Source organism: Bradyrhizobium sp. SOJA106, assembly GCF_059448745.1.
In genome coordinates this window covers 917,412-941,454 of sequence record NZ_CM182549.1, presented here as the reverse complement: position 1 = coordinate 941,454, position 24,043 = coordinate 917,412, and the positions used below count along the sequence as shown (strand labels likewise).

Sequence of the window (24,043 nt, the reverse complement as noted above, 5' to 3'; positions counted from 1 at the left end):
AGAACGCCATGTTGTTGAAGGATCAGGCAGCCATCGTCACCGGCGGCGCATCAGGACTTGGCGCTGCCACCGCGCGAAAACTGGCGGCGCAGGGCGCCAAGGTCGCGGTGTGCGATCTCAATGCCAAGCTCGCTGAAACCGTTGCTGCCGAGATCAAGGGCGTCGCCGTGACCTGCGACGTCTCCGATGCCGCTTCCGCTGAAGCTGCGATCGCGCAGGCGACCAAGGCCCATGGCCCGGCGCGCGTGCTGGTCAACTGCGCCGGCATCGGCGTAGCAAAGCGCGTCGTCGGCCGCGACGGCCCGATGGCGCTCGCGGAGTTCGACAAGGTGATCAAGGTCAATCTGATCGGCACCTTCAACATGCTTCGCCTAGCCGCAACCGAGATGTCCAAGCTCGAGCCGCAGGCATCCGGCGAGCGCGGGGTCATCATCAACACCGCCTCGGTCGCTGCCTATGACGGCCAGATCGGCCAGTCGGCCTATTCGGCCTCCAAGGGCGGCATCGTCGGCATGACGCTGCCGATCGCACGCGAGCTGGCGCAGTTCGGCGTCCGCGTGCTGACGATTGCGCCCGGCCTGTTCCTGACGCCGCTGCTCGCCAATCTGCCGCAGGAAGCTCAGGATTCGCTCGCCGCCGCGATCCCGTTCCCGCGCCGGCTCGGCCAAGCCGACGAGTTCGCCGCACTCGCGCTGCACATGGTGGAAAACGCGTACCTGAACGGCGAGGTGGTTCGCCTCGACGGCTCGCTGCGCATGGCGCCGAAGTAGGGCGCGGCGGATGTTCGTGAACCGGCGCGAGGTCCAGATCCAGTGGGGCGATTGCGACCCCGCCAACATCGTCTACTACCCGCGCTATTTCGCGATGTTCGACGATTCGACTTCGACCCTGTTCGAGGTCGCCGGCTTCTCCAAGCAGGATCTGGTCCGCAAATACGGCCTGGTGGGCATCCCCATGGTCGACACGCGGGCCAAGTTCTACATCCCCTCGACCTATGGCGACTGGATCAGCATCGAGACGAAGATCGAGAGCATCAAGCGCTCGAGCTTCGAGGTGAAGCACAATGTCTACAAGGGCGAGGCGCTGGCGATCGAGGGGTTCGAGACCCGCGTCCTGGTCGGCCGCGATCCCAACAACCCCGACAAGCTGAAATCGGCACCGTTTCCGCCGGAGATGGTCGCCAAATTCACGGGAAGCTAAATCGCCGCATCACCAAAAGAGGGGGCTGAATTACCCCCCGATTTCTGCTTTCAAGGAAACACGTCAAGGGAGGAATCAATGAAACGCTTTTACCTGACCGCAGCCATTGCCGCCGCGGCGCTCGCCCTGCCGGCGCTGCCAGCGGGGGCCCAGACCACCGAGATCACCATCGGCATCACCACCACCACGACCGGCCCGGGCGCAGCCCTCGGCATTCCCGAGCGCAACGCGCTGGAATTCGTGCCCAAGGAAATCGGCGGCGTGCCGCTGAAGGTGATCGTGCTCGACGACGGCGGCGATCCCACCACGGCGACCACCAACGCCCGCCGCTTCGTCACCGAATCCAAGGCCGACATCATCATGGGCTCGGCGCTGACGCCGCCGACTATCGCCGTCTCCAACGTCGCCAATGAAGCCGGCATCCCGCACTTTGGCCTGGCGCCGTTCCCGATCACGCCGGAGCGCATGAAGTGGTCGGTGGCGATGCCGCAGCCGATTCCGATCGTCGGCAAGGTGCTGTACGATCACATGAAGTCCAAGGGCGTGAAGACGCTCGGCTATATCGGCTACTCCGACTCCTATGGTGATCTCTGGTTCAACGATCTGAAGGCGCAGGCCGTGCCGATGGGCATGACCATCGTCGACGAGGAGCGCTTCGCGCGTCCCGACACCTCGGTGACCGGACAGGTGCTCAAGCTCGTCGCCGCCAATCCCGACGCGATCCTGGTCGGCGCCTCCGGCACCGCCGCCGCGCTGCCGCAGACCGAGCTGCGCGAGCGCGGCTATCAGGGCCTGATCTATCAGACCCATGGCGCAGCCAGCATGGATTTCATTCGCATCGCCGGCAAAGCGGCCGAGGGCGTGCTGATGGCCTCCGGTCCCGTCATGGACCCCGAAGACCAGCCCGACGAGGCCGCCACCAAGCGGCCGGGCCTCGCGCTGAACTCGGCCTATGAAGCCAAGTACGGCCCGAACAGCCGCAGCCAATTCGCCGGCCATTCCTACGATGCCTTCGAGATCCTCAAGCGTATCATTCCGGTGGCGTTGAAGACCGCCAAGCCCGGCACGCCGGAATTCCGCGAAGCGATCCGTCAGGCCTTGCTGTCGGAGAAGGAGCTGGCGGCGAGCCAGGGCGTCTACAACTTCACCGAAAAGGACCGCTACGGCGTCGACGAGCGCGCCCGCATCCTGCTCACGGTGAAGAACGGCAAGTACTCGCTGGTGAAGTAGGAGTCGCGACAGTTTGAGACGGCGAGAGCCGGCCCGATGGACCGGCTCTTTTTCTTAGCACTGCCACAGAGGTCGTCACGGCCGGCCTTGTCCCGGCGATCCACGCCTCGCCACATGGCGCGAAGAACGTGGATGCCCGGGACAAGCCCCGGGCATGACGAAGCGGAAGCGCGCTCCTACGCCGCCTGCCGCAGCGGGGTCCAGGCGAACTCGGGATAGTACGTGTCCATCATGCGGTCGACATAGGCGGTGAGGTTCGGAAATCCCTCGGCGCGCTGGCGCAAGGACGATTCGAAGAATGGCGTGAGGATCCCCGCGAGCGCGCCGAAGGCGGTGGCGTCGACGCCGCAGGGCTTGTTGCCCATCAGATAGGTCTTGTCGCCGAGCTGCACCGAGAGCGCGAACAGCGAGCGCACCGCGAGATCGACGTCGTCATCGGGCGCGTGGCGGCCGAGGCCGGAGAGCAGATAATTCTCGGCGACGCGGAATTGCGCGTCCTCGCGCAGCTTCTCGCGGTTGTGCTCCGGCGCGCCGTCGAAGAAATGCGACGGGCCCTTGGCGAAGTTGACCGGATCGACCCAGCGCGCGCCGACCAGCGCCCAGTAGACGTGATGCTCGATCATCCGCTCGAACGCCCAGGCCTGCGCGCGCTCCTGCAAGGAGAGACCGGCGTCGAAATCGAAGCCGTAGCGGCGCTCGATATGGGCGCGGATGAAAGTGGAATCGGCCACCGCCTCGCCGCCGTCGTCGATGAAAGGCAGCTGCCCCTTCGGGGACGCGGGCGGCATCGCGCGCTCCTTCCGGTAAGGCAGCCCTGCCATCTTGAGCTGCACCTCGGTCTTGGTGACGAAGGGGCTGATTTCCGGCAGGCCGAAGCCGGTGCCAAAGCCGTAAAGCGTGATCATGCGCGTTCTCCTGGTCTACCGAAAACTTGACGGAACCTAGTGCCGGGCTGCTGCCACCATGGTGGCAGCAGCCGTGATATCTTCTGCGAAACGGGCCCCCTGCCAGGCGCGGGCCATGAGTGGCGGACCAGCGCGTCCGCAGCCTGGGTCAGCGAGCGTGCCACCACGCTTGCGAGGGCAAACCGGAGGTCGACGGCGATGAGATCGAGCGAAACGAGGCGGCCGAATGCCGATGCGGACCATGCCTGTACCCGCAGCATCGGAAGTGCCGGGCCGAAATGGGTTGGAACGATCATGGACAAATCCTCTTCAGTCGATGTGTTGTCCCGGTATAGAACCCTCCTGCTGCCAACATCCTGTCAGCAGCAGCGCGCCGCTTTCTGATCCGATCCCGATAAGAGAATTGCCATGAGACGCGCCGACCGGCTGTTTCAGATCATCCAGGTGCTGAGGCGCACGCGTAAGCCGCTGACGGCGGACGCGATCGCGGCCGAGCTCGAGACCTCCAAGCGCACGATCTATCGCGACATCGCGACGTTGATCGGCCAGCGTGTGCCGATCCGCGGCGAAGCCGGCATGGGCTACATCCTGGAAAAGGGTTTTGACCTGCCGCCTCTGATGCTGACACCCGACGAGATCGAAGCCGCGGTGCTCGGCGCGCAGTGGGTGGCGGGCCATGCCGACAGCGCGCTGGCGCGCGCGGCCGAAGACCTGATGGCCAAGATCGCCGACACTGTGCCGGAACGCCTGCGTCCGTTCGTGCTGGAGCCGGCAAGCCGCGCGCGGCCGAGCTGGAACAGGGAGCCGGATCGCCTCGATATGGTGCGCACGCGCACCCAGATCCACGAAGGCAAGAAGATCATGCTGCGCTATCGCGACGAGCAGGGCCGCCCCAGCGAGCGCATGATCTGGCCGATCTCGGTCGGCTATCTCGAAGCCGTGCGGCTGCTTGCGGCGTGGTGCGAGCTGCGCGGCGACTTCCGCAGCTTCCGCACCGATCGCGTGGTGGAGGCGACCTATCTCGACGAGAAATATCCGGAAAGGCGCGACGTGCTGCGCGCGAGATGGCGGCAGAGCCTGGTCTGGGGCCCGCCAAAGGACACGTGAGGACGATGCAAGAAATCGATCTGTCGAGCTGCTGCGAGAGCTGCGGCGCCTGCTGCGGCTATTCGGAGAACTGGCCGCGCTTCTCGATCGAGAGCGACGAGGAGCTTGCAGCGATTCCCGACGCGCTCGTCAACGCACGTCAATCCGGCATGCGTTGCGAGGGCGACCGCTGCTCGGCATTGCAAGGCGAAATTGGAAAAGCGACGGCGTGCGGCATCTACACCGTGCGGCCGGAAGTGTGCCGCACCTGCATGCCGGGTGATGCCGAATGCACGATGGCGCGGCGGAAGTTCGGGCTTCCAGAGATCGAACCAACTTAAGCCGGAACGGCTTCACCGATCTCGTCGTCGAGTTCGTCGTCCAGCGGTGCGAGCACCGAGAGCGGCTTGGTCGACAGCGTGATCGGCTTGCGGCCACCGGACAGCGACGGCGATGATTTGGCCGATTTCTCACGGGACAGCGCGTAGAGCGTCGAGCCGACGCGGCCACCGTTCTCGATCAGGTCGCGCTCGCTGCAGCTTGCAGCGATGGCAACCGCCAGCGAGTGCAGATGGCTGCGGCGATAGCAGAACAGCGCCAGACGGGCGCGTGCCTCAGGGGAAACACTCTCAACCAGCCTCGGCAGGCCACTCTCGCTGGCGCGATACATCTCGCCAAGGAGCTCGTCGCGAACCGGGCAGAAATCGCTTTCAAAAGCGTCACGGCTTGAAAACATTGCAGTTCTCCCTCGTGGTGCGGAAGATGCAGCGCAATTCTCTAATGAAAGGTTAACCACGCTGCCAGGTAGTCACCCGGGGTCCTTGCGCGTGCGCCGCGAATCAGTGGGGCGGCGTAAATTGCCACCGGCCGTCATTCCGGGGCTCGCGAAGCGAGAACCCGGAATCTCGAGATTCTCAGGTGCGCAATTGCGCACCATAGTTCGCTCCTGCGGACCGCCCCGGAATGACGGGTGTGAGCAGTCAGTTCGCCGCCATGAAGATGGAAAGGCCGAAGCCGGTCAGATGGTGCAGCGCCTGGTCGACGCCGATCAGGGTCCAGAACCAGGGATGATGCAGATCGACACCCAGATTGGCCGAGACGAATCCCTTGGCCCGGTCGATGGTGATGTGGATCGCGAAGTCGATGAAGGCGACAAACCAGAATCGCGGCGCCACCATCAGGATCAGCGGCAGCGCAACCGCAAGGTGAATCAGGCAATGCACCAGAAGCGGCAGGGCCCAGCCGTGCTTCTGGTCCTTGCCCTGCGCCATCCAGGCGGTCTGGAGGACGAAATCGGCGATGATATGCTTGAAGGTGAGCAGCAACATCCAGCCAATGAGCGCTTCGACCGGAACCGCCGATGACATGGGTGGAAACGACAAGCTGACGCCCTCATTGACGTGACAAGAAAGATTGGAGCGTTCAGCGCAACTTCTTCTTGGACCGGTCAAATCGCCGGGACCGCCAATTTATGACACCTCCCGCGACAGAATGCAGCCGGGGGAACCGGAAAATCGCCAACTGTGGCTAACTAGTGATAGGATGACCAATCGCCGCGGTCGGGAGGAGTAAGGTTAGCTTCGGCTCGAAATTTGCATTCGGGTAGCGGCGCGCTATCATCGATTCAGAGGATATCGTTCTTTTTTCAGTCGTTTAGAAATTGCATGGCGCGCCGCGCGGGCCGCCTGCCACCTATGAATAAGGGCCAGAGCGCTGCCATGAGTACTGAAAAGCCATGAGTACTGAAAACGAGTACTGAGCATGAGTACTGAAGGCCCCGCCTCGTCGCCATCAGAGCCGCAGCCGCGGCGTCCCAAGGTGATCAAAACCAACCAGCAACAGGTCTTGCTTTACGTCGTGCTGACCCTGCTGCTGTCGCTCGCCACCGTCTGGGGCGGTCGCGCCATGCTGCACAATTCGGAGACGCTGACCTTTGCCGTCGGTATCCCCAACAGCGACGAGGCGCTGTTCGCGGCCAAGCTCGCCGCGGTGCTGAAGAACAACGCCTCGCGGTTCCGGATCAAGATCGTCAACAACCCCGACAATGCCAAGGCGCTCGCGCAGTTCGACCGCAAGCAGGCCGATCTCGCCGTGCTGCGCACCGATGCCAAGGTGCCGCTGCGGGCGCGCACGCTCGCGATCCTCGAGCACGATCTCGTGCTGCTGCTCGGGCCCGGCAACAAGAAGATCAAGTCGCTCGCCGAGTTGAAGAAGAAGAAGGTCGCCGTCCTCGCCGAGAACGACTCCGCGCTCGCTTTCGTACGCGGCATCCTCGACATCCCCGACGGTCCGGACGCCGCCAGAGTCCAGATGGCGCCGCAGGGCGCAACGCTCGACAAGCTGCTTGCGCCGGCGAGCGGATACGGCGCGGTGATCGCGATCGTCCACGCATCGAAGGCGGTGCGGGACAAGGCCTATGAGCAGGTGGCCAAACGCGGCGGCTTCACGCTGAATGCCATCGACGAGGCCAAGGCGCTGGCTCGCAAATTCCCGGGCATTTCCGACGAGACGCTGACCGCAGGCACCCTGTCGGCCTCGCCCGAGATTCCCGACGACGACCTCGAAACGGTCGGGCTGGAATGGCTGCTGGTCGCGCAATCCAGGATGTCGGCGACGACGGCCGGCGATCTAGCGCGCATCGTCTACGAGAACAAGTCCGCGCTCGGGCTCGACAACGGCTTCGCCAGCAAGATCGAGCCGGCCTCGGTCGAGAAGGACGCCTACGTGATGGCGCATCAGGGCGCGGCCGACTACATCAACGACGATACCAAGTCGTTCATGGATAAGTACAGCGACATGATGTATCTGGGCGCCGCCGCGCTCAGCGTCATCGGCTCGATCTTCGCCGCGATCTACGCCAAGATCACCCGTATCGCACCGGAGAAAGCGAGCGAGCTCTCAACTGCCATCCTCGACATCGGCGAGCGTATCGAGCACGCCCATTCGCTGGATCAGCTCGAATTTCTCCAGGACGAGCTGGAAAGCATCCTGCGCGGCGCGGTGGTCGGGCTCAGAGACGGCACGATCAGCACCGACGGGCTCGACACCTTCAAGCTCGGCTACGAATTCGTCCGCGACGAGATCGGCATGCGCCGCGACTATCTCAAGCGCCATTGCGGCGAGGCCGACAAGGTCGCAGGCCCTGCCGCGCTCCCCCTGCCCGACGACAGCAATGTCGTGGTGGTGAAGACTGCGCAAAGCGCCTGACCCGAGAGGTCGGGACAACCGCCCCTCTCGTGTCCCGGACAAGCTGCAATGCCAAGGCATTGCAGCGCCGAGCCGGGACCCAGCAAGCCGCACCGTCCGCTGCCGCATGGGCCGCGGCTGTGCAGCGCATCACACCGGACGATGCTTCACATCGCCGGGAGTGTTGCGCTGCGTTCGGGGCGCGAGACTCGATCAATGGCGGCCCGGGAACCGTCTCCGTCCGCAACCGTTGGCTCCCCGTTACAGCCGGAGAACGCACCCATGCGTACACTCCTCATCGTCTTCCTTGTGGGAATGCTGGCGGCGGTTGGCTATTTCGCTTATTCCGCGATGGCGGTCGAAGGGGGCCCGATCCCGACCGAAGGCTATGTCGCCCTGGCGCTCGGGGCCGGGTTTTCGGTCATCGTCGGCGCCGGCCTGATGATCCTGCTGTTTTTCAGCAGCCGCCGCGGCTACGACGAGCCGCCGCACTTCAGGTAACCCCGCCTCTGTTCCCTCATTAGTGATGCCGCGCCCCCATCGTTGACGGGCCGGGTCCGCGCAGGCACTTTGGCCCCGTGGTCCCAGCCGGAACCGCAAAAGCCAAACCGAGCCGCCCTCCCGCATGCCCAAGCCGCTGATCTCCGCTCTGGCCCAGTTCGCGGCCGCCACGGCCGGCCGCAACATGACCAAGGCAGCCTATGCGGCCGTGGGCGTCGGCGTGCTCAGCATGGTGCTGCTGACGATTGGCCCGGCCTATGAAGCGGCGCACCGCTGGGTTGACACCCTGCTGTGGGCCTGCCTCGCCTATTTCGTGTTCGAATGGGTGGTCCGGCTGCGCCACATGGCACGGACGGAGCGTCTGTCGCTCTACCTGTCCTCGTCCGCCGGCGTTGTCGATGCAATCGGAGCGTTGGCCGTTCCCCTCGCACTGACGCTCGGCGTCGAGCCAAAGACGGCCTGGCTGCTCAGCGTGCTCTGGGTGCTGAAGGTGGTGCCGGGCATTCCCGGCCTGCGCCAGCTTCGCCGCGTGCTGGTGCTGGAGTCCGGACCGCTGCTCAGCGTGCTCGTGATCTTCCTGATGGTGGTCTTCCTCGCCTCGGTGGCCGAATACTTCCTGGAGCGGGACGTGCAGCCGCAGACCTTCGGCAGCGTGCCGGCCGCGCTGTGGTGGGCTGTCGTCACGCTGACCACGACCGGCTATGGCGACGTCGTGCCGGTGACGCCGCTCGGGCGCATGGTGGCGGCGCTGGTGATGATCTCCGGGCTCGGCGTGTTCGGTCTCTGGACCGGTATTCTGGCGACCGGCTTTGCTGCCGAGACAAGGCGCGACAATTTCCTCAAGACCTGGGAATCCGTCAGCAAGGTGCCGTTCTTCGCAGCGCTTGGACCTGCGGCGATCGCCGACGTCACCCACATGCTGCGCACCATGGAGCTGCCGGCGCGCACCATGATCATCCGCAAGGGCACGCAGGGCGACTGCATGTACTTCATCGCCGCCGGCGAGGTCGAGGTCGACCTCCCCGGCAAGAAGGTGCAGCTCGGCGAAGGCGCCTTCTTCGGCGAGATGGCGCTGCTCGGCAACAACGTGCGCGGCGCCAACGTCTCGACCACGAAGGTGTCGCGGCTGCTGGTGCTCGACCTCGTCGACTTTCGCGTGCTGATGGCCCGGCATCCCGATCTCGCCGAGACCATCGACGCCGAAGCAAAGCGCCGCGCGCTGGAAAACAAGTAAATGGAGACAAGAATGTCGGATCACGCCGATGCGGCTTCCAGCCCCGTGCTCGAAATCAGCGGCGCACGCGCCACCATCCGCCTCAACCGGCCCAAGCATCTCAACCGGCTACAGGCGGAAGACCTTGGCGAGCTGCTCAAGCTGTTCGACGCGGTCGAGGCCGACCCTGCGATCCGCGTGCTGGTGTTGACTGGCACCGGGCGCGCCTTCTCGGCCGGTTACGACCTCAACTCGGTTGCGGAGCGCGCGGTCAGCGCCAAGGAGCAGCAGAGCGCGGGCTCGGCGTTCGAGGTGGTCGTCAACCGGCTGGAGGATCTCGGCGTGCCGACGATCTGCCGGCTCAACGGCGGCGTTTATGGCGGCTCGACCGATCTCGCGCTGGCCTGCGATTTCCGCATCGGCGTCGACACCGCCGAGATGTTCATGCCGGCGGCGCGGCTCGGGCTGCATTACTACCGGAACGGCATCAAGCGCTATGTGACGCGGCTCGGCGTCGACAATGCGAAGAAGCTGTTTTTGACCGCGCAAAAGATCAGCGCGCCGGAGATGCTGCGGATCGGCTATCTCACCGCGATGGTGCCGGAGGAGATGCTCGATGAGGAGGTTGACAAGCTCGCCGCTATCCTCGCCGGCAACGCGCCGGAGGCGATGGCTGGCATGAAGCGCGCCATCAACGAATTCGCCCGCGGCGAGCTCGATGAGGCCGCCGCTGACCAGCGCCACCGCGACAGCATGCGCGGCGATGAGATCAAGGAAGGGATCAAGGCGTTCGCGGAGAAGCGGGCGCCAAGGTTTTGAAACTTCTCTCGCTGTCGTCCCGGACAAGCGCGCCATAAGCGCGCGCCGATCCGGGAGAACACCGAGCGTTGAGACGCCGGCTCAGACCCCAGCAGCCTTGGCATGCTCCGCCGCCATCTCGTCATCCGCCGCAGTGATGCGCTGGAACGCCGGCCGCGAGGTCATGCGTTCGGCATAGCGCACGAACACGTCCTTCTTCGGCACGATGCCGAACATCATGGTCCAGCTGAACGCGATGCCCCACAGCACATCGGCGGCGGTCATGCGCCCGCCGAGCAGATAGGGCCCCTTCGCTAGCTGCGCCTCGAGCGCACCCAGCATGGTGTCGTAGTCGGCGTAGGGCGACTGCGTGATCGGCGCGGGCTCGCGCTGCATGAACTTGTCGATCAGGGCCGGCTCGAACGAGGAGCCGTAATAGGCGATCCAGCGCAGATAGGGACCGCGCAGCGGATCGTTCAGCGCGGGCGTCAGCCCGGCCTGCGGGAACAGATCCGCGAGATAGATGGTGATCGCGACCTGCTCGGTCACGAGCGCCTCGCCATGGCGGATCGCCGGCACCTTACCCAGCGGATTGATGGCGAGATAGGCCGGCTGACGCTGCTCGCCGGCCTTCATGTTGAAGACGTGGAGATCGTAGGGCGCGCCCAGCTCCTCCAGCAGCACCCGCGTGCCGGTGGCCCGGCTCTGCGGCGAATAATACAGGGTGATACGATTGGAATCGGTCATGGCAGATCTCCATCTGGCCGCTGGTGATGGCGCATCTTGTAAGACAGGATACCTGACATCTTGTGTCAGGTATGGTTTAAGGGATCATGCGCGCGAGCCGGATGCTGTCGATCCTCACCACCCTCCAGGCCCGGGGGCAGGTCACTGCGCCCGAGCTTGCCGAGGCCTGCGAGGTCTCGGTTCGCACCATCTATCGCGACATCGACGCGCTCGCGGCCTCGGGCGTGCCTGTCTATGCCGACCGCGGCGCCGAGGGCGGCTATCGCCTGCTCGACGGCTACCGGGTGCGGCTGAACGGACTGTCGCAGAGCGAAGCCGGCGCGCTGTTCCTCGCAGGGCTCCCCGGCCCGGCCGCGGCGCTGGGGCTCGATGCGGCGATGATCGCCGCGCAGAACAAGCTGATGGCCGCGCTGCCGGCCAATCTGCGCGAGGACGCAGGGCGGATGCAGGAGCGCTTTCATCTCGACGCGCCCGGCTGGTTCGGCGAGGTGGAAGAGCCAAAGCATCTGCGCACCATTGCCGGCGCGGCTCTGCGCGGCACCTTGATCAAGATCCGCTACCAGAGCTGGCGCGCCGAGAAACAGCGCCGCGTTGCGCCGCTCGGCCTCGTGCTGAAGGGCGGCAGCTGGTATCTCGCCGGGCAGGTCGACGGTAGCGTACGCACCTATCGCGTCGCGCGCGTTCTCGACTGCACCGCGCTGGACGACCGCTTCGATCGTCCTGCCGATTTCGATCTCGCCGCCTATTGGCAGGCCGCGACGCTGCGCCTCGAAGCCGAGATGCATCCCAATGTCGCGGTCGTGCGGCTGTCGCCGTTCGGCGTGAAACTGCTGGACGCATTGAGCCAGCCATACGTCAAGGCGCGCACGCAGCTCGAAGACACCACTGACGCCGACGGCTGGCGCATTGCGCGCGTGCCGACCGGCAAGACCTCATGGCACGCCGCGTCCGAATTGCTGCGGCTCGGCTCCGAGGCCGAAGTTCTGGAGCCCGCCGATCTCCGCGAGAAAATCGCGGAGATGACGGAGGCGATGGCCGCGCGCTATCGCGCGGCACGGAAAGCCTGATATCGGCGCAGTTCGCCGTGACCGCCGAAACAATCCTGAAACACGATTCTCCCCGTCCCGTGTGAACGCGATCCCGTTTCGGCCCGACCGAGATGCAGGGACACAACAACGGCCTTGCGCCAAACTGGAGAATGAAGATGCTTCGTAAGCTTGCTCTTGGTCTGATCGCTGCCGGCTCGCTCGGTGCTGCTGCTCTCGCGCCCACCGCCGCTTCGGCTCACGGCTTCCATCATCACTGGGGTCCCGGCTGGGGCTTTGGCTATGGCGGCCTCTATGTCAACACCGGCATCAACAACTGCTACCAGGAGCGCGTCGTCCAGACCCGCCACGGCCTGCGCGTTCGCGTCGTGAATGTCTGCGCCTACGGGATTTACTGATATCTCGCCTTCTTCGACAAAGCTCCGGCTGCATCGCGGCCGGAGTTTTGCGTTAGACGCCCTCCCGATGCCGGCGAAACCAAGCCCAGGTTTCGCGCGTCGTCTGGATGTAGCCGCGGCCACGATGGACGATCTCGCCGTCCACGATCGCGTTCAGCTTCGGTAGCGCGTGAAACGGGATCGAGGGATAGGCGTGGTGCTCGACATGGTACGGCATGTTCCACGCGATCCATTTGACGATCGCACCGGTGTAGGTGGTGCGGGTGTTCTGGAAGGCGCTTCGGGTCCGATCGCAGCCGGTGTGCTCGGTGTAGAGATAGGGCCGCAGGAAGAACTGCCCGATGACGAGCGGCACGATCCAGACCCAGAGCAGCAGGGCTGAAGAGAACCACACCGAGAGCACGAGCAGCAGCGCATAGAGCGCGACATAGGCGCGCGCCTCGGCCACAATGACGGCGCGCTTGTTCTCGGGGATCCAGGGCACGACGACCTTGCCGGCGACGGCATGGCCGAGCATGAGCTGGAGCCGGCCAGCGACCTGAAGCAGGCCGCTATAGGCGATCGCGAGCTGCGTGTCGGATTTCGGCTTGACGCCGACGATCAGCTCCGGGTCCTTCTCGGGGTCCTGGGTGTAGCGATGATGGTCCCAGTGGAACAGGCAGTAATATTCGTAGGGCAATGCGATGATGAAGGCCGAAAGATAGCCGACCGCGAGATTGAGGCCGCGGCTCCTGAACGCGGTCTTGTGCGCGGTCTCGTGCACCGCCATGAACAGGAAGGCGACGAGATAACCCTGCGCCGCCATCAGTGGCAGCGCCCAGAGCACGCCATAGCGCGAGGAGACCATCCAGATTAGCAGGCCGACCAATACGATCATGCCGTAATGGCCAAGACTCTGCACGGCGCCCCTGATGTTCGAGCGCACCGACAATTCGCGCAGCATCGCCGGGCTCAGCGGCTTGAGGCGATGGGCGGGCTCGGAGACGGTCGCATCGGTCATGATCAGTCCTGCTTGCTCAGAAGTGCCGCGACCTCGGCCTTGAGAAAGGCCGCGTCGCGCGGATTGTTGACGGGGTTGCCGGCGCGATGGCCGTGTAGCGACGAGATCGGATGCAGCACCGCCGATTTGGCGTTGACGAGCCGGGGAAGCTCGGCCTCATTGTCGCGGAGGTCGAAATAGCGATCGGTCGCGCCTGGCATCAGCAGCATATGCGCACTTATTGCGGCCAGCGCCCGGTCGAGATCGCCGCCGAACGCCGCGCATGCGCTGATATCGCCGCGCTGCCAGATGCCGGCCTGCGCCAGCAGGTCGTTGGCGTCGCGGCGGGCGAAAGTCGTGTCCCAGGTGCGGACGAGATAATCCTCGAGCGAGGTGAAGCCGGCCTCGCGCCAGAGCTCGTCGCGGTAGAAGCCGTGCGACATCGCCCAGCCGGCATAGACGCGCCCCATCGCGCGATAGCCGGCAACCGGCTTCTCGACGAAGCGGCCATCGCGGAAGGCGGGATCGGCTGACAGGGCAGCCTTCACGCTTTCGAGGAAGACATGATTGTAAGGCGCGCAGCGCGCGCTGCCGCACACGACTGCGGCGCGCGCGACCATCTCAGGGTGTAGCGCCGCCCAGTGATAGGCCTGCATGCCGCCCATCGACCAGCCATAGACCAGCGCGAGCTTTAAGATGCCGAAGCGCTCGGTGAGGAGGCGATGCTGGACCACGATCGCGTCGTGGTAGCTGATTTCAGGAAAGACCCCGGCGGTGTTCGACGGCGAGGACGACAGGCCATTGCCGAACAGGTTCGGGATGATGATGAAGTAACGCGTGGGATCGAGCACGCCGTCGGGCCCGATCAGCCATTCGGTGTCGAAGTGCTGCGCACTGAACGAGGTCGGATAGAGGATGACGTTGTCCTTGGCCGCGTTGAGCGTGCCGTAGCTCTTGTAGGCGAGCTTCATCGCGGGGAAGATCGCACCGGACTGCAGCGTGACGTCGCCGGCCTCAAAGATCTCGTAGTCGCGCCGCCCGGTCATGGACCAACTCCCTCGCGCGGCCGCAAAACGCGCCCGCCGGGACAACGATGCATCGATCGTGCCGGACCGGCAAACGCATCGTTGCGTCGCGCCCAATAACTGTACATATAGTACAGTTATTGACCGAGGGCAACGCTTTTTTTGCCGTCGCGCGTCAGGTGATGGCGGCGATGTAACGCTGCACCGACGCCGCGAACGCGGCCTTGGCGCCACTCGCGATGTTGCGGTCCCACCAGGCGCCGTAGATGCGGTCGAAGTCGAGCGGCTCGACGGCGGCCGCAATCCGCCGCACCGCGGCAGCGCCGAGCGGCATGTAGTTGGGATAGGAATACATGAAGCTGACGAAGCGGCGGTCCATCGTCACCTGCGCGATATCGCCGGTGAGCAGCGTGCCTTTGCCGTCTGCACCGCGCCCATGGTGCAGCATGGTGGCGCCGGCGAAATGGCCGCCGGTGCGCAGCAGCAGCACATCCTCGGCGATGCGCTGCTGATCGCCGGTCCAGTGCACGATCGAGGGATGCGGCCGTGTCACCCATTGCCGATCGTCCGCGTGCAGATAGACCGGCACGCTGCCGAACGCCTCGCTCCAGTCCGCAACCGCGCCATAATAATGCGGATGCGAGATCGCGATCGCCTTCAAGCCGCCGAGCGAACGCACATGCGCGACTGCTTCCGGCGTTGCCAGCGGGATGCAATCCCACATCACGCAGCCATCGCTTAGCGGCACCAGCAGCGCGCGCTGTCCGATGGCAAAGCTCGGCTCGAGACCGAGGCCGGTGAGGCCGAGATCATCACGCCAGACGAGGCGATGGCTGTCAGCCAATGCCTCTCGCGTGAGAAAGGTCTGCCCTTTCCAGCCGACGAACTGCCGTTCGTCCTCGCAGATTGGACATGACGCAGGCGGCTTTTCGCTCGCCGGAAATTGAGCGCCGCAGGTTTCGCAGGTCCAGAGAGGCATGGCCAGGATCCAAGAAGGGACGGCGCGACGTGACTCGTGTGCGCGGTCGCAGAGCGGGAAGGAACCAACGCTGTCAGCCCAAGTTAGGTTCTGGTCCATGCCGGCGCAATCGGCCGGTCATCACGATCAGCTTTGCATGAGACCTCACTCGCCGGCAGGAACATTCCAGCGTCTCGATGACATCGCGCTCCTCACCACCCCGCATCTGGCCACTGTTTGCAGTCAATTTCTTCATGGCCGACATGCAGTCGGGCATCGGGCCGTTCGTCGGCGTGTTCCTTCAGGAGCGCGGCTGGGCGAGCGGTCTGATCGGCACCGCGCTGACTGTCGGCAATGTCGCGGGCATGCTGGTCACGACGCCGATCGGCGGCTTCATCGATTCCAGCCGCAACAAGCGGCTGTGGGTCGTCATTCCCGGCATCTGCGTCGTTCTCGCCTCCGCCATCATCCTGCTGTCGCAGAATTTCTGGGCGGTGACGTTCTCGCAAGTGGCGCAATCGCTGGCGAGCGCCGCGATCGTCCCGGCGGTGACCGGCATCACGCTCGGCATCGCCAAGCAAAAAGGCTTCAACGCGCTGAACGGCCGCAACCAGGCCTTCAACCACGCCGGCAACATGGTCGGCGCCGCGCTGTCGGGCTATCTCGGCTACAGGTACGGCTATGTCGCCGTGTTCGTGCTCGCGGCCGTGTTCGGTGTCGTCGCGATCGCCTGTGTGCTGATGATTCCCGCCAAGGCGATTGACGATCGCCAGGCCCGCGGCAGCAAGGAGGATGAAAGCAAGAACCCGCCGGATGCCATGTCCGTCCTGCTTAAGCACAAGCCGCTCCTGGTGCTGGCGCTGGCGCTTGCCATGTTCCACCTCGGCAATGCAGCGATCGTCCCGCTCTATGGCCTTGCGGCGGTGGCGGAGGGACAGGCCAACGGCCCGAGCTTCGTGGCGACCACCATCGTCATCGCGCAGGGCGTCATGGTCGTGACGTCGCTGGTGGCCATGCAGGTCGCGGGCAAGCGCAATTACTGGCCGGTGATCCTGGTGTCGTTCATGTTTCTGCCGATCCGCGGCGTGCTCGCGTTCTTCGTCACGGGGTGGTGGGGCGTCGTGCCGATGCAGGTGCTCGACGGCATCGGCACCGGGCTTCAGACTGTCGCCGTCCCCGGCATGGTGGCACGCTCGCTCGACGGCACCGGCCGCATCAATCTCGGCCAGGGCGCCGTAATCACGGTGCAAGGCGTCGGTGCAAGCCTCAGCCCCGCGCTCGGCGGCTGGATCGCGCAATGGATCGGCTACGGCCCAACCTTCCTGCTGCTCGGGGGCTTCGGCCTCGCATCGACGGCGCTGTGGCTGGCGTTCGGGGCGCACGTGAAGAAGTATTGAGACCAATCGTCGCTAAGTCCCAAAACTCGTCTGGACCGCCTTGTCAAGGGTCTCGCCGCCGACGAACCGCTGGCGCAGCTCGCGCTTGAGCAGCTTGCCGCTCGGGTTCTTCGGCAAGGCATCCACGAAGATGACGCGCTTGGGGACCTTGAAATGCGCCATCTGGGCGGCGCAATCCTTGATGACGGTCGCTTCATCCAGCGTCTCGCCTGTCTTGACGACGACGATCGCGGTCACCGCCTCGATCCACCGTGGATCGGGCAGGCCCACCACGGCGACCTCGGAGACGGCGGGGATGCGGTAGATCATCTCCTCGACCTCGCGGCTCGCGACATTCTCGCCACCGGTCTTGATCATGTCCTTGACGCGATCGACCACGGTGATGTGCCCCTCGTCATCGACAGTGGCGAGATCGCCGGAGTGAAACCATCCGCCGCTGAACGCCGCAGCCGTCTTGACGGGATCATTGTAATAGCCGGAGAGCAGATGCGGCGAGCGGTGCACGATCTCGCCGACTTCGCCGACTTTCACATCTTCCATCGACGTGTTGACCACCCGCGTCTCGACATTGAGCACGGGCTTGCCCGCAGAGCCGGCCTTGCGGAGCTGATCTTCCGGCCGCAACACGGTCGCGAGCGGCGCGATCTCGGTCTGCCCGTAGAAATTCCAGAACCTGACGTTGGGCAGGCGGCGCTGGAGCTCGAGCAGCACTTCCACGGGCATGATCGAGGCGCCGTAATAGCCCTTTTGAAGCGTCGACAGATCGATCCTGTCGAAATTCGGCGAACGCAGCATCGCGATCCAGATCGTCGGCGGCGCGAAGAAGGACGTGATCTTGTGCGCCTGGATCAGCGCCAGGATGTTGTCGGCGGTCGGCTTGCCGGTGATGACGCCGGACGCACCGAGATAGACCTGCGGCCCCAGAAACACGTCTAACTGGGCGCAGTGATAGAGCGGCAGCGCGTGCAAGAACTTGTCGTCCACGCTCATGCCGCCGTCGATGATGCAGCTGACATACTGCCACATCACCGCTTCATGGGTCAGCATCGCGCCCTTCGGCAGGGATTCCGTGCCGCTGGTGTAGACGATCTGCGCAAGATCCCGACTGTCCACGGATGCCTCCAGGAACGAGCCGTCAGCATCAAGGAGATCTTCGAAGGTGGTGAGGCCCGCAGGCGCGGTGGCGGGATCCTCGCCCGGCAGCCAGATCATCTTCTCGACCGCACAATCCCTGGCGCTTGCGGCCTTCGCGGGCTCGACGAAGTCAGGGCCGGTCGCGAGCAGCCTGGCGCCGGAGCTCTTGAGGATGAAGTTGATCTCGTCCGGATTGAGCATGAAATTGATCGGCACCAGCACCGCACCGATCCGCGCCACGGCGAAGCGCAGCGCCGCGAAGGCATGCGAATTGCGCGAGAGCACGGCGATACGGTCGCCCTTCTTGACGCTGAGCCCGAGCAGGCCGCGGCCGAGCCGGTTGCAGATCGCGTCCATCTCGGCAAAGGTCCAGCTGATATCGCCGCAGCTCACGGCGAGCTTGTCCGGCTCGCGGCCTGCCGAGCGGCGCAAGAGATCGCCGATGGAGTGCTCGCGCGCTTTCGCGATGATGGCTGCGGTATCGCTCGACATTTCCGTCCCCCCGGGAATTTGCAGTCTGCGCAGGCCAGCCAGGACGTTCGCCAGGTCGCCGCTCTTGCGCATTTTCAAGTTTGCGCAAAGCGTAGTCGGCGCAATCCGCCGCGTCAAATCAGCAGCAAGCTCGGCTCGCGCAGGGGCTGGACATCACCGAGGCCTGTTACTGGGACCTCAACGACAAGAGGTGCGCCTTCGGCAAGCGCTTCCTCGAGCGTGCCAAGCGCATGCCGACGATGAACCGGGCCGCGACCTACAGCGCGACGCTGCATTACTCAGAGCTTGTGCCCCTTCTGGCGCAGCGCCTCGATCAGGCGCTGCTTCAGCTCATCCGCAGCCTTCTGGCTGACGTCCTGGCTCACTTGCGCGCTCGCCTGGGCCAGCGCATCCGACTTCTCCAGAAATTTCTGGCCCGCCGGCTGGGCATAGAAGGCATCGATCTGGCGCAGCTCATCCAGCGTGAAGCTGGCGGCATAGATCGCTGCGATCTGGTCGATCATGGAGGCAACGAACGGGGCGTAGATCTCCGAACCAGGCGCCGTCAGCGCGTCGTAGTCGCGCTCGATCTCCGGCCTGTCCTGGGCGACCACGGGCCGGAGCTTGAGCAGCAGCTGCGGCAGCTGCGTGCGATACTGATCCGCGATCTTCAGCGTGACGACGAGCTTGCGCGCCGCGCCGATCGCCTCCGGCGAGGGCGTTTGCGCCGAGGCGCCACAGACGAGGAGCAGGAGCGCGCCGGCGATCGTCAACACAGGTCTGGACATGGGCTCTCCATGAAGATGCACGCGCCGCGATCCCTCAGCGGCTCGCCGGCGCCACGGCGGCGGTCGTCACGGGCGCGCGCTCCAATGCAGTTTCGGGCTCTTCGATCTCCGTCACATTCACGAACAGGTTTGGCACCCGCTTGGCGCGATCGAGCAGCCAGGCAGCGCCGATCATGATGGCGATGCCGGCGAAGGAGACGGCGAGCTGTTCCCACGCGCCCTTGGTGTACTGGGTCAGGATCCAGTGCGCGGAGAACGACAGGAACACGCCGAGGCAAAAAATCGGCAGCGAATGCTGGCCGCAAAGAATGACGGGGCGCAGCCAGATCGTGTGCAGCACCTTCCATTTGCGCGAGATAAAATGCGTCACCCAGATTGCCAGCGCCAGGAAATGCGTGAAGCGCAGCATGTCGAGATCGGTCTTGTCGATCGGGTAGATCGCCTTGATCATCCATTTAGGGATCAGGGCCTCGAGCGCGTGGACGTGCCAGGTCATCACGATGAGCAGGGCGAAGACGAGCCAGGCCGCCGCCAATGTCATTGTCGCCTTCGACCACACCCATGTCGCGATCTTGTCGATCTGGCCGATGCCGCACCAGGCCGCGAACACGAACATCAGCTGCCAGCAGAACGGGTTGAAGTACCAGGTCGCGCCGTGCGGATAGGAGGCGATGTTCCAGTCGAACCAGCGCGACAGGATATAGAGCACGACGGATCCGGCGAGCGTCAGGTTCGGCCGGCGCACCAGGCACCACACGATGAAGGGCGAGGCGAACACCAGCACGATGTAGAGCGGCAACACGTCGAGATTGACCGGCTTGTATTTCAAGAGGATCGCCTGGCCGATCAGCTCGTCCGGATGAGCCAGGAAGTTGAACACGTTGAACTCGTGCTCGTACATCGGATTGTCGAAGCGGCGCACGGTGCGGGCGATCTGTGCGGTGAACAAGAGGAACAACATGATGTGGGCGACATACAGCTCGGCCGCGCGTCGCCACAGCCGCTTGACCGCAGCGAGAAACCAGCCGCCGGCGATGATCGGTCCGTAGATCCAGCCGACGAGGTAACCCGAGATGAAGACGAAGAACTCGGCGGCGTCGCTGAAACCGTAATTGCGCAGGGTCAGCCAGGCCACGACGTCGTGCGGGATGTGGTCGAGGAAGATCATCCACAGACCGATGCCCCGAAACAGGTCGAGCCGCAGGTCGCGCTCGACCGGCGCCAACAGAGCTGACTGGTCTCGTGCGATCATGGCCCCGCCTCGCTTGCTGGGCGTCGCGCCAATGCGGCGCCGAAAAATCGGATGCTAAAAAATCGCGATCAAAACGTCACCTAACCCTGCGGCTAGCACCGCAACGGTAGCCGACCGTGACGGCCGCGCAAGGGATTTTGTGGGCACGGCCCGGCCGCCACAGCCGAGCCTGCCCTGCGCCGCACAACCGGCGGGCGGCTGCCCTGACAGGGCCAGCGCCGGAGCTTAGGGCAATCGCTTATGGCTTGCATGATGAGGCGGCATCGGTACTGGGCTCCCTCCGCTTGCGCGCCCCGGAGCGGGGTCGGTCGAGGCGCGGCAGGACACCTCCGGGCAAAGGCAATGGATGCGCGCTGCGCGCCACAACGTGTCGCGCCTGCCCCATCCACCGTCACGGGCCTGTCGCATGAAGATGATCCGCTGCCTCATTGTGCGCGCGAGTCGCCTTGCCGAAGGCGACCGACGCGCCCAAGGGGGAGGAGCGGCCGATGCCCGTGGGACTGCTGGAAGTCGAAGGCACCATCGAGGTCAGCCAGTTCTGGCCGGAGGGCCGGTCGGACGCCGACACCACAAAGGTGATCGTGAACGTCGCGCCCGACGCGATCCGCTTCCGCAAGAGCGACACGGCGCCGTTCCATCCGACCCATGTGTTCGACAACGCCAAGGTCAAGGGCCGCACCGCGACGCCGCCGATCAAGAACGGCAAGCTTACCATTCGCCTCCAAGGCATCGATGCGCCCGAGCTGCACTATATGCCGTCGCCGCTCTCGGCCGCCGAGAAGAAGGGGCTGACCGATGCCAAGAAGCAGGCCTATCACGAGGTCACCCATTCCTACCGGCAATTCCTCGGCGCCACCGCGAGCAAGGCGCTGCATGATTTCCTCAGCGGCCCCCGCGAAGCGGCACTCGCCTGCCGGGTGTACACCCATGTCGATACGCCGAATGAGGTGTTCGACACTTATGGCCGGCTGGTCGGCGACATCGAGGTGACGGTCGGCGGCATCAAGGTCGACATCAACCACTGGCTGGTCGAGCAGGGGTTTGCCTATCCTACGTTCTACTCGTCGATGAACGATGACGAGATCAAGGCCTTCCTGGCCCTGGCCAAGACCGCCCGATCAAAGAAGCTGCCGGTCTGGAAGCATCTCGCCAAGACGATCGGTGCCTTCGACTTCGACCTGATCGAGCCCAAAAAGGGCGAGACCGGTGTGCTCGCAACCGACAAGGGCCCGGTGATCCTGCCAAAGCTCTACCGCCGCTACACCAACTGGTCGGCCCGCAAGAAGGCCAAGGTGACCAGTCAAAATTTCCAGAAATTCCTGAGCGAAGGATCCAGCGGCAAGCCGGACACCTGCTACGAGACCACCGACTTCCTGGCCAATGGCGTGCACGCGGCGACGCCAAGGAATTTCGCCGACTTCGTCGTGGGCGGGAAGACGATCAAGTTTCAGCCGGAAGGGCTGGTGTTCGGGGAAGCGCCATCGACGCTGGTCGGGGCGGACGGGAAGCCGATTACGAAGTTCTGAGAAGAGCACAAGCCCCCAGACAAAAACGGCCCGCTTCAAGCGGGCCATTTTCGTGTCGGATGCGGTTCATCCGAAATTTGGTTGCGGGGATAGGATTTGAACCTATGACCTTCAGGTTATGAGCCTGACGAGCTACCGGGCTGCTCCACCCCGCGTTAAACCGTTGCACGCCTTCGGCAAAATCCTGGGGACGGTAGGTTGAGGCCGGCGCTGTTCGCGTGGCTTGCTCGTCCGTCCCAAAGGCTTCCTTGGAAGGCAACCCCGGGGCAAAGCCCGTTGGGTGCGGGGCGTATGTATCAAGGCGTGCTGGCTTTGGAAAGGGCCGCCGGGACGTTTTTTTCGACTTTGTGACAGAGCCGTGGGCCGGATTCCGGCCGGTTTGGCCCGCCCTTGCCAGAAGTTCCACAACGGGCCAGCTTCCGGAAACAAAGATCACGGGGGAACGCTGTGACCACTCGCTGACCGGCGCCTGCCCGATGCGCGGCTGGAGAGGACTATGCGGATCACTTCGTAGGGATCGTTCGGATTGCTTCGCTGCGGCCGCTATGGATTGAGCGGTGCTCGTGTCAACCACTCGAATCGGCTCCCCCTCACCCGGCATTTGCTCTCGCAAATTCCGGCCTCTCCCCGCACGCGGCAGGGCAATCGCATATGGCTTGCACGATGCGGCGGCATCGGCACTGGGCTCCCTCTCCCGCAAGCAATCGGGAGAGGCGGAGCAAGCCCGCAGACAATCCCCGTGAAATCATATGCGATAGCCCTGCCGCACGCGGGGAAAGGCGAAAGTGCGCTCAATTCAACAAGAACCCGCCATCAACCGTCACCACGCTGCCCGTCATGTACCGCGACGCCTTCGAGGCCAGCAGCAGGATGGCGCCGTCGAGATCGGACTCGGCGCCGACGCGGCGCTGCGGAATGCGTTTGGCGAGGCGCTCGCCTGCGGGCGTCGACCAGAAGGCGTGATTCATCTCGGTGTCGATATAGCCGGGCGCGAGCGCGTTGATACGAATGTTTTGGCCTGCGAGCTCCAGTGCCATCGCTTTCGTCGCCTGGATGATGCCGGCCTTGGAGATCGCGTAGGGCGAGACGGCCTTGAGCACGCCGGTGCCGAGCACGGAGGCGATGTTGACGATGTTGCCTTCCTGCTTGCGCGCGATCATGCGCCGCGCGATCTCGGTCGCGAGGAAATAAGCGCCCTTGAGATTGGCGCCGATCACCGCGTCCCAGTCGGATTCGGTCTGCTCGGTCGCGAGCTTCTCGATCGCGATGCCGGCATTGTTGATCAGCACCGTGATCGGACCGAGCGCTGATTCAGCGGCATCGACGGCTTTCGCGATCGATGCGGTGTCGGTGACGTCGAGCGCGACCGCGGCGGCTCGGCCGCCCTTGCCGCGGATCTCCTCCTCGAGGCTCTTCAGCTTGTCGGTCTGCCGCGCGGCGAGCGCGACCGCCGCGCCATGCGCTGCCAACACCCGGGCAAACTGCCGCCCCAGCCCCTGGCTCGCGCCTGTCACGAGGATGGTTTCCTTATTGACGTCGAATAGGTCTGACATGACGATGTCCCTGAGCGATTTCCCCGAGCTTTGAAGCCATCAATACCGACGATTTTAACGATCTGAAACCGGAATGATCGGTTCGGCGTTCATTCGTTCCACCTGAGGCAGGGCTCGCAGTGATGAACAGTTTCGATCTCGCGGTCTATGCGGCGCTCGCCATGGCCGTGGGCCTCGGCTTTCGGACCGGCCTGTTGCGCAGCGCCATGACCATCCTCGCCTATCTCCTCGCCGCGCCCATGGCAGTCGCGCTGATGCCGATGATCGCGCCGCAGATCGCCGGCAATCCCAACGCGCCGCTGCTGCAGAACTGGATCTGGTTCTTCGGCATCTTTGTGGTGATCGGCATGCTGCTCGGTCATATCGGCCGCGTCGCGCTGAACGACACCCTCGGCGAAGCCGGCATCGGCGACCGCCTCGGCGGCGCCGCGCTCGGGGCCATCAGGGTCGGCCTGGTCGCCACCACGCTGGTTCTCGTGTTCGACAAGATCGTGCCGGCCAACCGCCAGCCGCCCTTCCTCTCCGGCTCGCATCTGCGGCCGCTGTTCTCGGCGGCCGGGCAGATGGGATTCAAATCACTGCCGCCGGAGGCCGCCGCCGCGATCGAGCGCCTCAAGCAGGAGCGTCGCATCTAGTGCATCGCCGCAGCG

Annotated in this window: 25 protein-coding genes, 1 tRNA gene and 1 pseudogene; 14 read left to right on the top strand and 13 right to left on the bottom strand. The window is 64.6% G+C overall.

Going from position 1 to position 24,043, the window contains the following annotated elements; genetic code table 11:
• The first annotated feature begins 8 nt into the window (after nt 1-8).
• The 3 genes from AC5V87_RS04400 to AC5V87_RS04390 all read left to right on the top strand — a co-directional run bounded on the left by AC5V87_RS04400 (nt 9) and on the right by AC5V87_RS04390 (nt 2,430).
• The gene (locus AC5V87_RS04400; RefSeq protein WP_495370121.1) at nt 9-770 is read left to right on the top strand and encodes an SDR family NAD(P)-dependent oxidoreductase; all 762 of its coding nucleotides are present in this window, start codon (nt 9-11) and stop codon (nt 768-770) included.
• A gap of 10 nt (nt 771-780) precedes the next feature.
• Nucleotides 781-1,200 carry an acyl-CoA thioesterase gene (locus AC5V87_RS04395; protein ID WP_456841180.1) on the top strand — a complete coding sequence of 140 codons (420 nt, stop codon included), beginning with the start codon at nt 781-783 and terminating at the stop codon, nt 1,198-1,200.
• A 78-nt stretch (nt 1,201-1,278) separates the two neighbouring features.
• Nucleotides 1,279-2,430 (top strand): ABC transporter substrate-binding protein, encoded by a 1,152-nt coding sequence (locus AC5V87_RS04390; protein WP_456841181.1) that lies wholly within the window; start codon nt 1,279-1,281, stop codon nt 2,428-2,430.
• A 176-nt stretch (nt 2,431-2,606) separates the two neighbouring features.
• Here the strand turns inward: AC5V87_RS04390 and AC5V87_RS04385 are convergent, their stop codons facing one another.
• Both AC5V87_RS04385 and AC5V87_RS04380 read right to left on the bottom strand, forming a co-directional pair.
• The gene (locus tag AC5V87_RS04385; RefSeq protein WP_456841182.1) at nt 2,607-3,335 is read right to left on the bottom strand and encodes a glutathione S-transferase family protein; all 729 of its coding nucleotides are present in this window, start codon (nt 3,333-3,335) and stop codon (nt 2,607-2,609) included.
• A gap of 36 nt (nt 3,336-3,371) precedes the next feature.
• Nucleotides 3,372-3,631, bottom strand: a pseudogene (locus AC5V87_RS04380) (hypothetical protein).
• Between the two features lie 112 nt (nt 3,632-3,743).
• Between AC5V87_RS04380 and AC5V87_RS04375 the strand changes: the two are divergent.
• Nucleotides 3,744-4,442, top strand: coding sequence for a helix-turn-helix transcriptional regulator (locus AC5V87_RS04375; protein WP_456841184.1), 699 nt, complete (start codon nt 3,744-3,746; stop codon nt 4,440-4,442).
• 5 nt (nt 4,443-4,447) lie between these two features.
• Nucleotides 4,448-4,762: a YkgJ family cysteine cluster protein gene (locus tag AC5V87_RS04370; RefSeq protein WP_495370120.1), complete on the top strand. Its 315-nt coding sequence runs from the start codon at nt 4,448-4,450 to the stop codon at nt 4,760-4,762.
• On the opposite strand, the gene AC5V87_RS04365 is transcribed toward AC5V87_RS04370, so the two are convergent.
• Together AC5V87_RS04365 and AC5V87_RS04360 are read right to left on the bottom strand one after the other, a co-directional pair.
• The gene (locus AC5V87_RS04365) at nt 4,759-5,157 is read right to left on the bottom strand and encodes a hypothetical protein (RefSeq protein ID WP_456841186.1); all 399 of its coding nucleotides are present in this window, start codon (nt 5,155-5,157) and stop codon (nt 4,759-4,761) included. The genes AC5V87_RS04370 and AC5V87_RS04365 overlap by 4 nt on opposite strands.
• Before the next feature lie 244 nt (nt 5,158-5,401).
• A complete protein-coding gene (locus AC5V87_RS04360; RefSeq protein ID WP_456843471.1) occupies nt 5,402-5,749 on the bottom strand; it encodes a DUF3307 domain-containing protein in 348 nt (115 codons plus the stop codon).
• A 433-nt stretch (nt 5,750-6,182) separates the two neighbouring features.
• Here AC5V87_RS04360 and AC5V87_RS04355 point away from each other — a divergent pair, with 433 nt between their 5' ends.
• From AC5V87_RS04355 to AC5V87_RS04340, 4 genes are all read left to right on the top strand, one after another.
• The gene (locus tag AC5V87_RS04355; RefSeq protein ID WP_495370119.1) at nt 6,183-7,628 is read left to right on the top strand and encodes a TAXI family TRAP transporter solute-binding subunit; all 1,446 of its coding nucleotides are present in this window, start codon (nt 6,183-6,185) and stop codon (nt 7,626-7,628) included.
• Nucleotides 7,629-7,889: 261 nt separating this feature from the next.
• Nucleotides 7,890-8,108, top strand: a complete 219-nt coding sequence (locus AC5V87_RS04350; RefSeq protein ID WP_456841188.1) for a hypothetical protein — start codon at nt 7,890-7,892, stop codon at nt 8,106-8,108.
• 124 nt (nt 8,109-8,232) lie between these two features.
• On the top strand, nt 8,233-9,342 hold the full coding sequence (locus AC5V87_RS04345) for a cyclic nucleotide-gated ion channel (RefSeq protein WP_495370118.1): 1,110 nt from the start codon (nt 8,233-8,235) through the stop codon (nt 9,340-9,342).
• A 12-nt stretch (nt 9,343-9,354) separates the two neighbouring features.
• On the top strand, nt 9,355-10,140 hold the full coding sequence (locus AC5V87_RS04340) for an enoyl-CoA hydratase/isomerase family protein (protein ID WP_456841190.1): 786 nt from the start codon (nt 9,355-9,357) through the stop codon (nt 10,138-10,140).
• 81 nt (nt 10,141-10,221) lie between these two features.
• Here AC5V87_RS04340 and AC5V87_RS04335 read toward each other — a convergent pair whose 3' ends face one another.
• Nucleotides 10,222-10,866: a glutathione S-transferase family protein gene (locus AC5V87_RS04335; protein WP_495370117.1), complete on the bottom strand. Its 645-nt coding sequence runs from the start codon at nt 10,864-10,866 to the stop codon at nt 10,222-10,224.
• Between the two features lie 86 nt (nt 10,867-10,952).
• Between AC5V87_RS04335 and AC5V87_RS04330 the strand changes: the two genes are divergently transcribed.
• Both AC5V87_RS04330 and AC5V87_RS04325 read left to right on the top strand, forming a co-directional pair.
• Entirely contained in the window at nt 10,953-11,933 is a 981-nt protein-coding gene (locus AC5V87_RS04330; RefSeq protein ID WP_495370116.1) for a helix-turn-helix transcriptional regulator, read from the top strand.
• A 137-nt stretch (nt 11,934-12,070) separates the two neighbouring features.
• Nucleotides 12,071-12,310: a hypothetical protein gene (locus AC5V87_RS04325; protein WP_456841193.1), complete on the top strand. Its 240-nt coding sequence runs from the start codon at nt 12,071-12,073 to the stop codon at nt 12,308-12,310.
• A 52-nt stretch (nt 12,311-12,362) separates the two neighbouring features.
• Here AC5V87_RS04325 and AC5V87_RS04320 read toward each other — a convergent pair whose 3' ends face one another.
• The 3 genes from AC5V87_RS04320 to AC5V87_RS04310 all read right to left on the bottom strand — a co-directional run bounded on the left by AC5V87_RS04320 (nt 12,363) and on the right by AC5V87_RS04310 (nt 15,293).
• On the bottom strand, nt 12,363-13,310 hold the full coding sequence (locus tag AC5V87_RS04320; protein WP_495370115.1) for a fatty acid desaturase: 948 nt from the start codon (nt 13,308-13,310) through the stop codon (nt 12,363-12,365).
• Between the two features lie 2 nt (nt 13,311-13,312).
• Nucleotides 13,313-14,335 (bottom strand): alpha/beta fold hydrolase, encoded by a 1,023-nt coding sequence (locus tag AC5V87_RS04315; protein ID WP_495370114.1) that lies wholly within the window; start codon nt 14,333-14,335, stop codon nt 13,313-13,315.
• A 154-nt stretch (nt 14,336-14,489) separates the two neighbouring features.
• Nucleotides 14,490-15,293, bottom strand: a complete 804-nt coding sequence (locus tag AC5V87_RS04310; protein WP_495370113.1) for an MBL fold metallo-hydrolase — start codon at nt 15,291-15,293, stop codon at nt 14,490-14,492.
• 176 nt (nt 15,294-15,469) lie between these two features.
• On the opposite strand from AC5V87_RS04310, the gene AC5V87_RS04305 reads away from it, so the two are divergent.
• Nucleotides 15,470-16,669 (top strand): MFS transporter, encoded by a 1,200-nt coding sequence (locus AC5V87_RS04305; RefSeq protein WP_495370112.1) that lies wholly within the window; start codon nt 15,470-15,472, stop codon nt 16,667-16,669.
• Between the two features lie 12 nt (nt 16,670-16,681).
• Here the strand turns inward: AC5V87_RS04305 and AC5V87_RS04300 are convergent, their stop codons facing one another.
• From AC5V87_RS04300 to AC5V87_RS04290, 3 genes are all read right to left on the bottom strand, one after another.
• Nucleotides 16,682-18,295 (bottom strand): acyl-CoA synthetase, encoded by a 1,614-nt coding sequence (locus AC5V87_RS04300; RefSeq protein ID WP_495370111.1) that lies wholly within the window; start codon nt 18,293-18,295, stop codon nt 16,682-16,684.
• 278 nt (nt 18,296-18,573) lie between these two features.
• On the bottom strand, nt 18,574-19,062 hold the full coding sequence (locus tag AC5V87_RS04295) for a DUF2059 domain-containing protein (protein ID WP_495370110.1): 489 nt from the start codon (nt 19,060-19,062) through the stop codon (nt 18,574-18,576).
• Between the two features lie 34 nt (nt 19,063-19,096).
• On the bottom strand, nt 19,097-20,314 hold the full coding sequence (locus AC5V87_RS04290) for an OpgC domain-containing protein (protein WP_495370109.1): 1,218 nt from the start codon (nt 20,312-20,314) through the stop codon (nt 19,097-19,099).
• A gap of 488 nt (nt 20,315-20,802) precedes the next feature.
• Between AC5V87_RS04290 and AC5V87_RS04285 the strand changes: the two genes are divergently transcribed.
• A complete protein-coding gene (locus AC5V87_RS04285; RefSeq protein WP_495370108.1) occupies nt 20,803-21,840 on the top strand; it encodes a thermonuclease family protein in 1,038 nt (345 codons plus the stop codon).
• A 78-nt stretch (nt 21,841-21,918) separates the two neighbouring features.
• On the opposite strand, the gene AC5V87_RS04280 is transcribed toward AC5V87_RS04285, so the two are convergent.
• Nucleotides 21,919-21,995, bottom strand: a tRNA-Met gene (locus AC5V87_RS04280).
• Between the two features lie 636 nt (nt 21,996-22,631).
• Entirely contained in the window at nt 22,632-23,393 is a 762-nt protein-coding gene (locus tag AC5V87_RS04275) for an SDR family oxidoreductase (protein ID WP_456841201.1), read from the bottom strand.
• Between the two features lie 122 nt (nt 23,394-23,515).
• Between AC5V87_RS04275 and AC5V87_RS04270 the strand changes: the two genes are divergently transcribed.
• A complete protein-coding gene (locus tag AC5V87_RS04270) occupies nt 23,516-24,028 on the top strand; it encodes a CvpA family protein (RefSeq protein ID WP_495370107.1) in 513 nt (170 codons plus the stop codon).
• Nucleotides 24,029-24,043 lie beyond the last annotated feature (15 nt).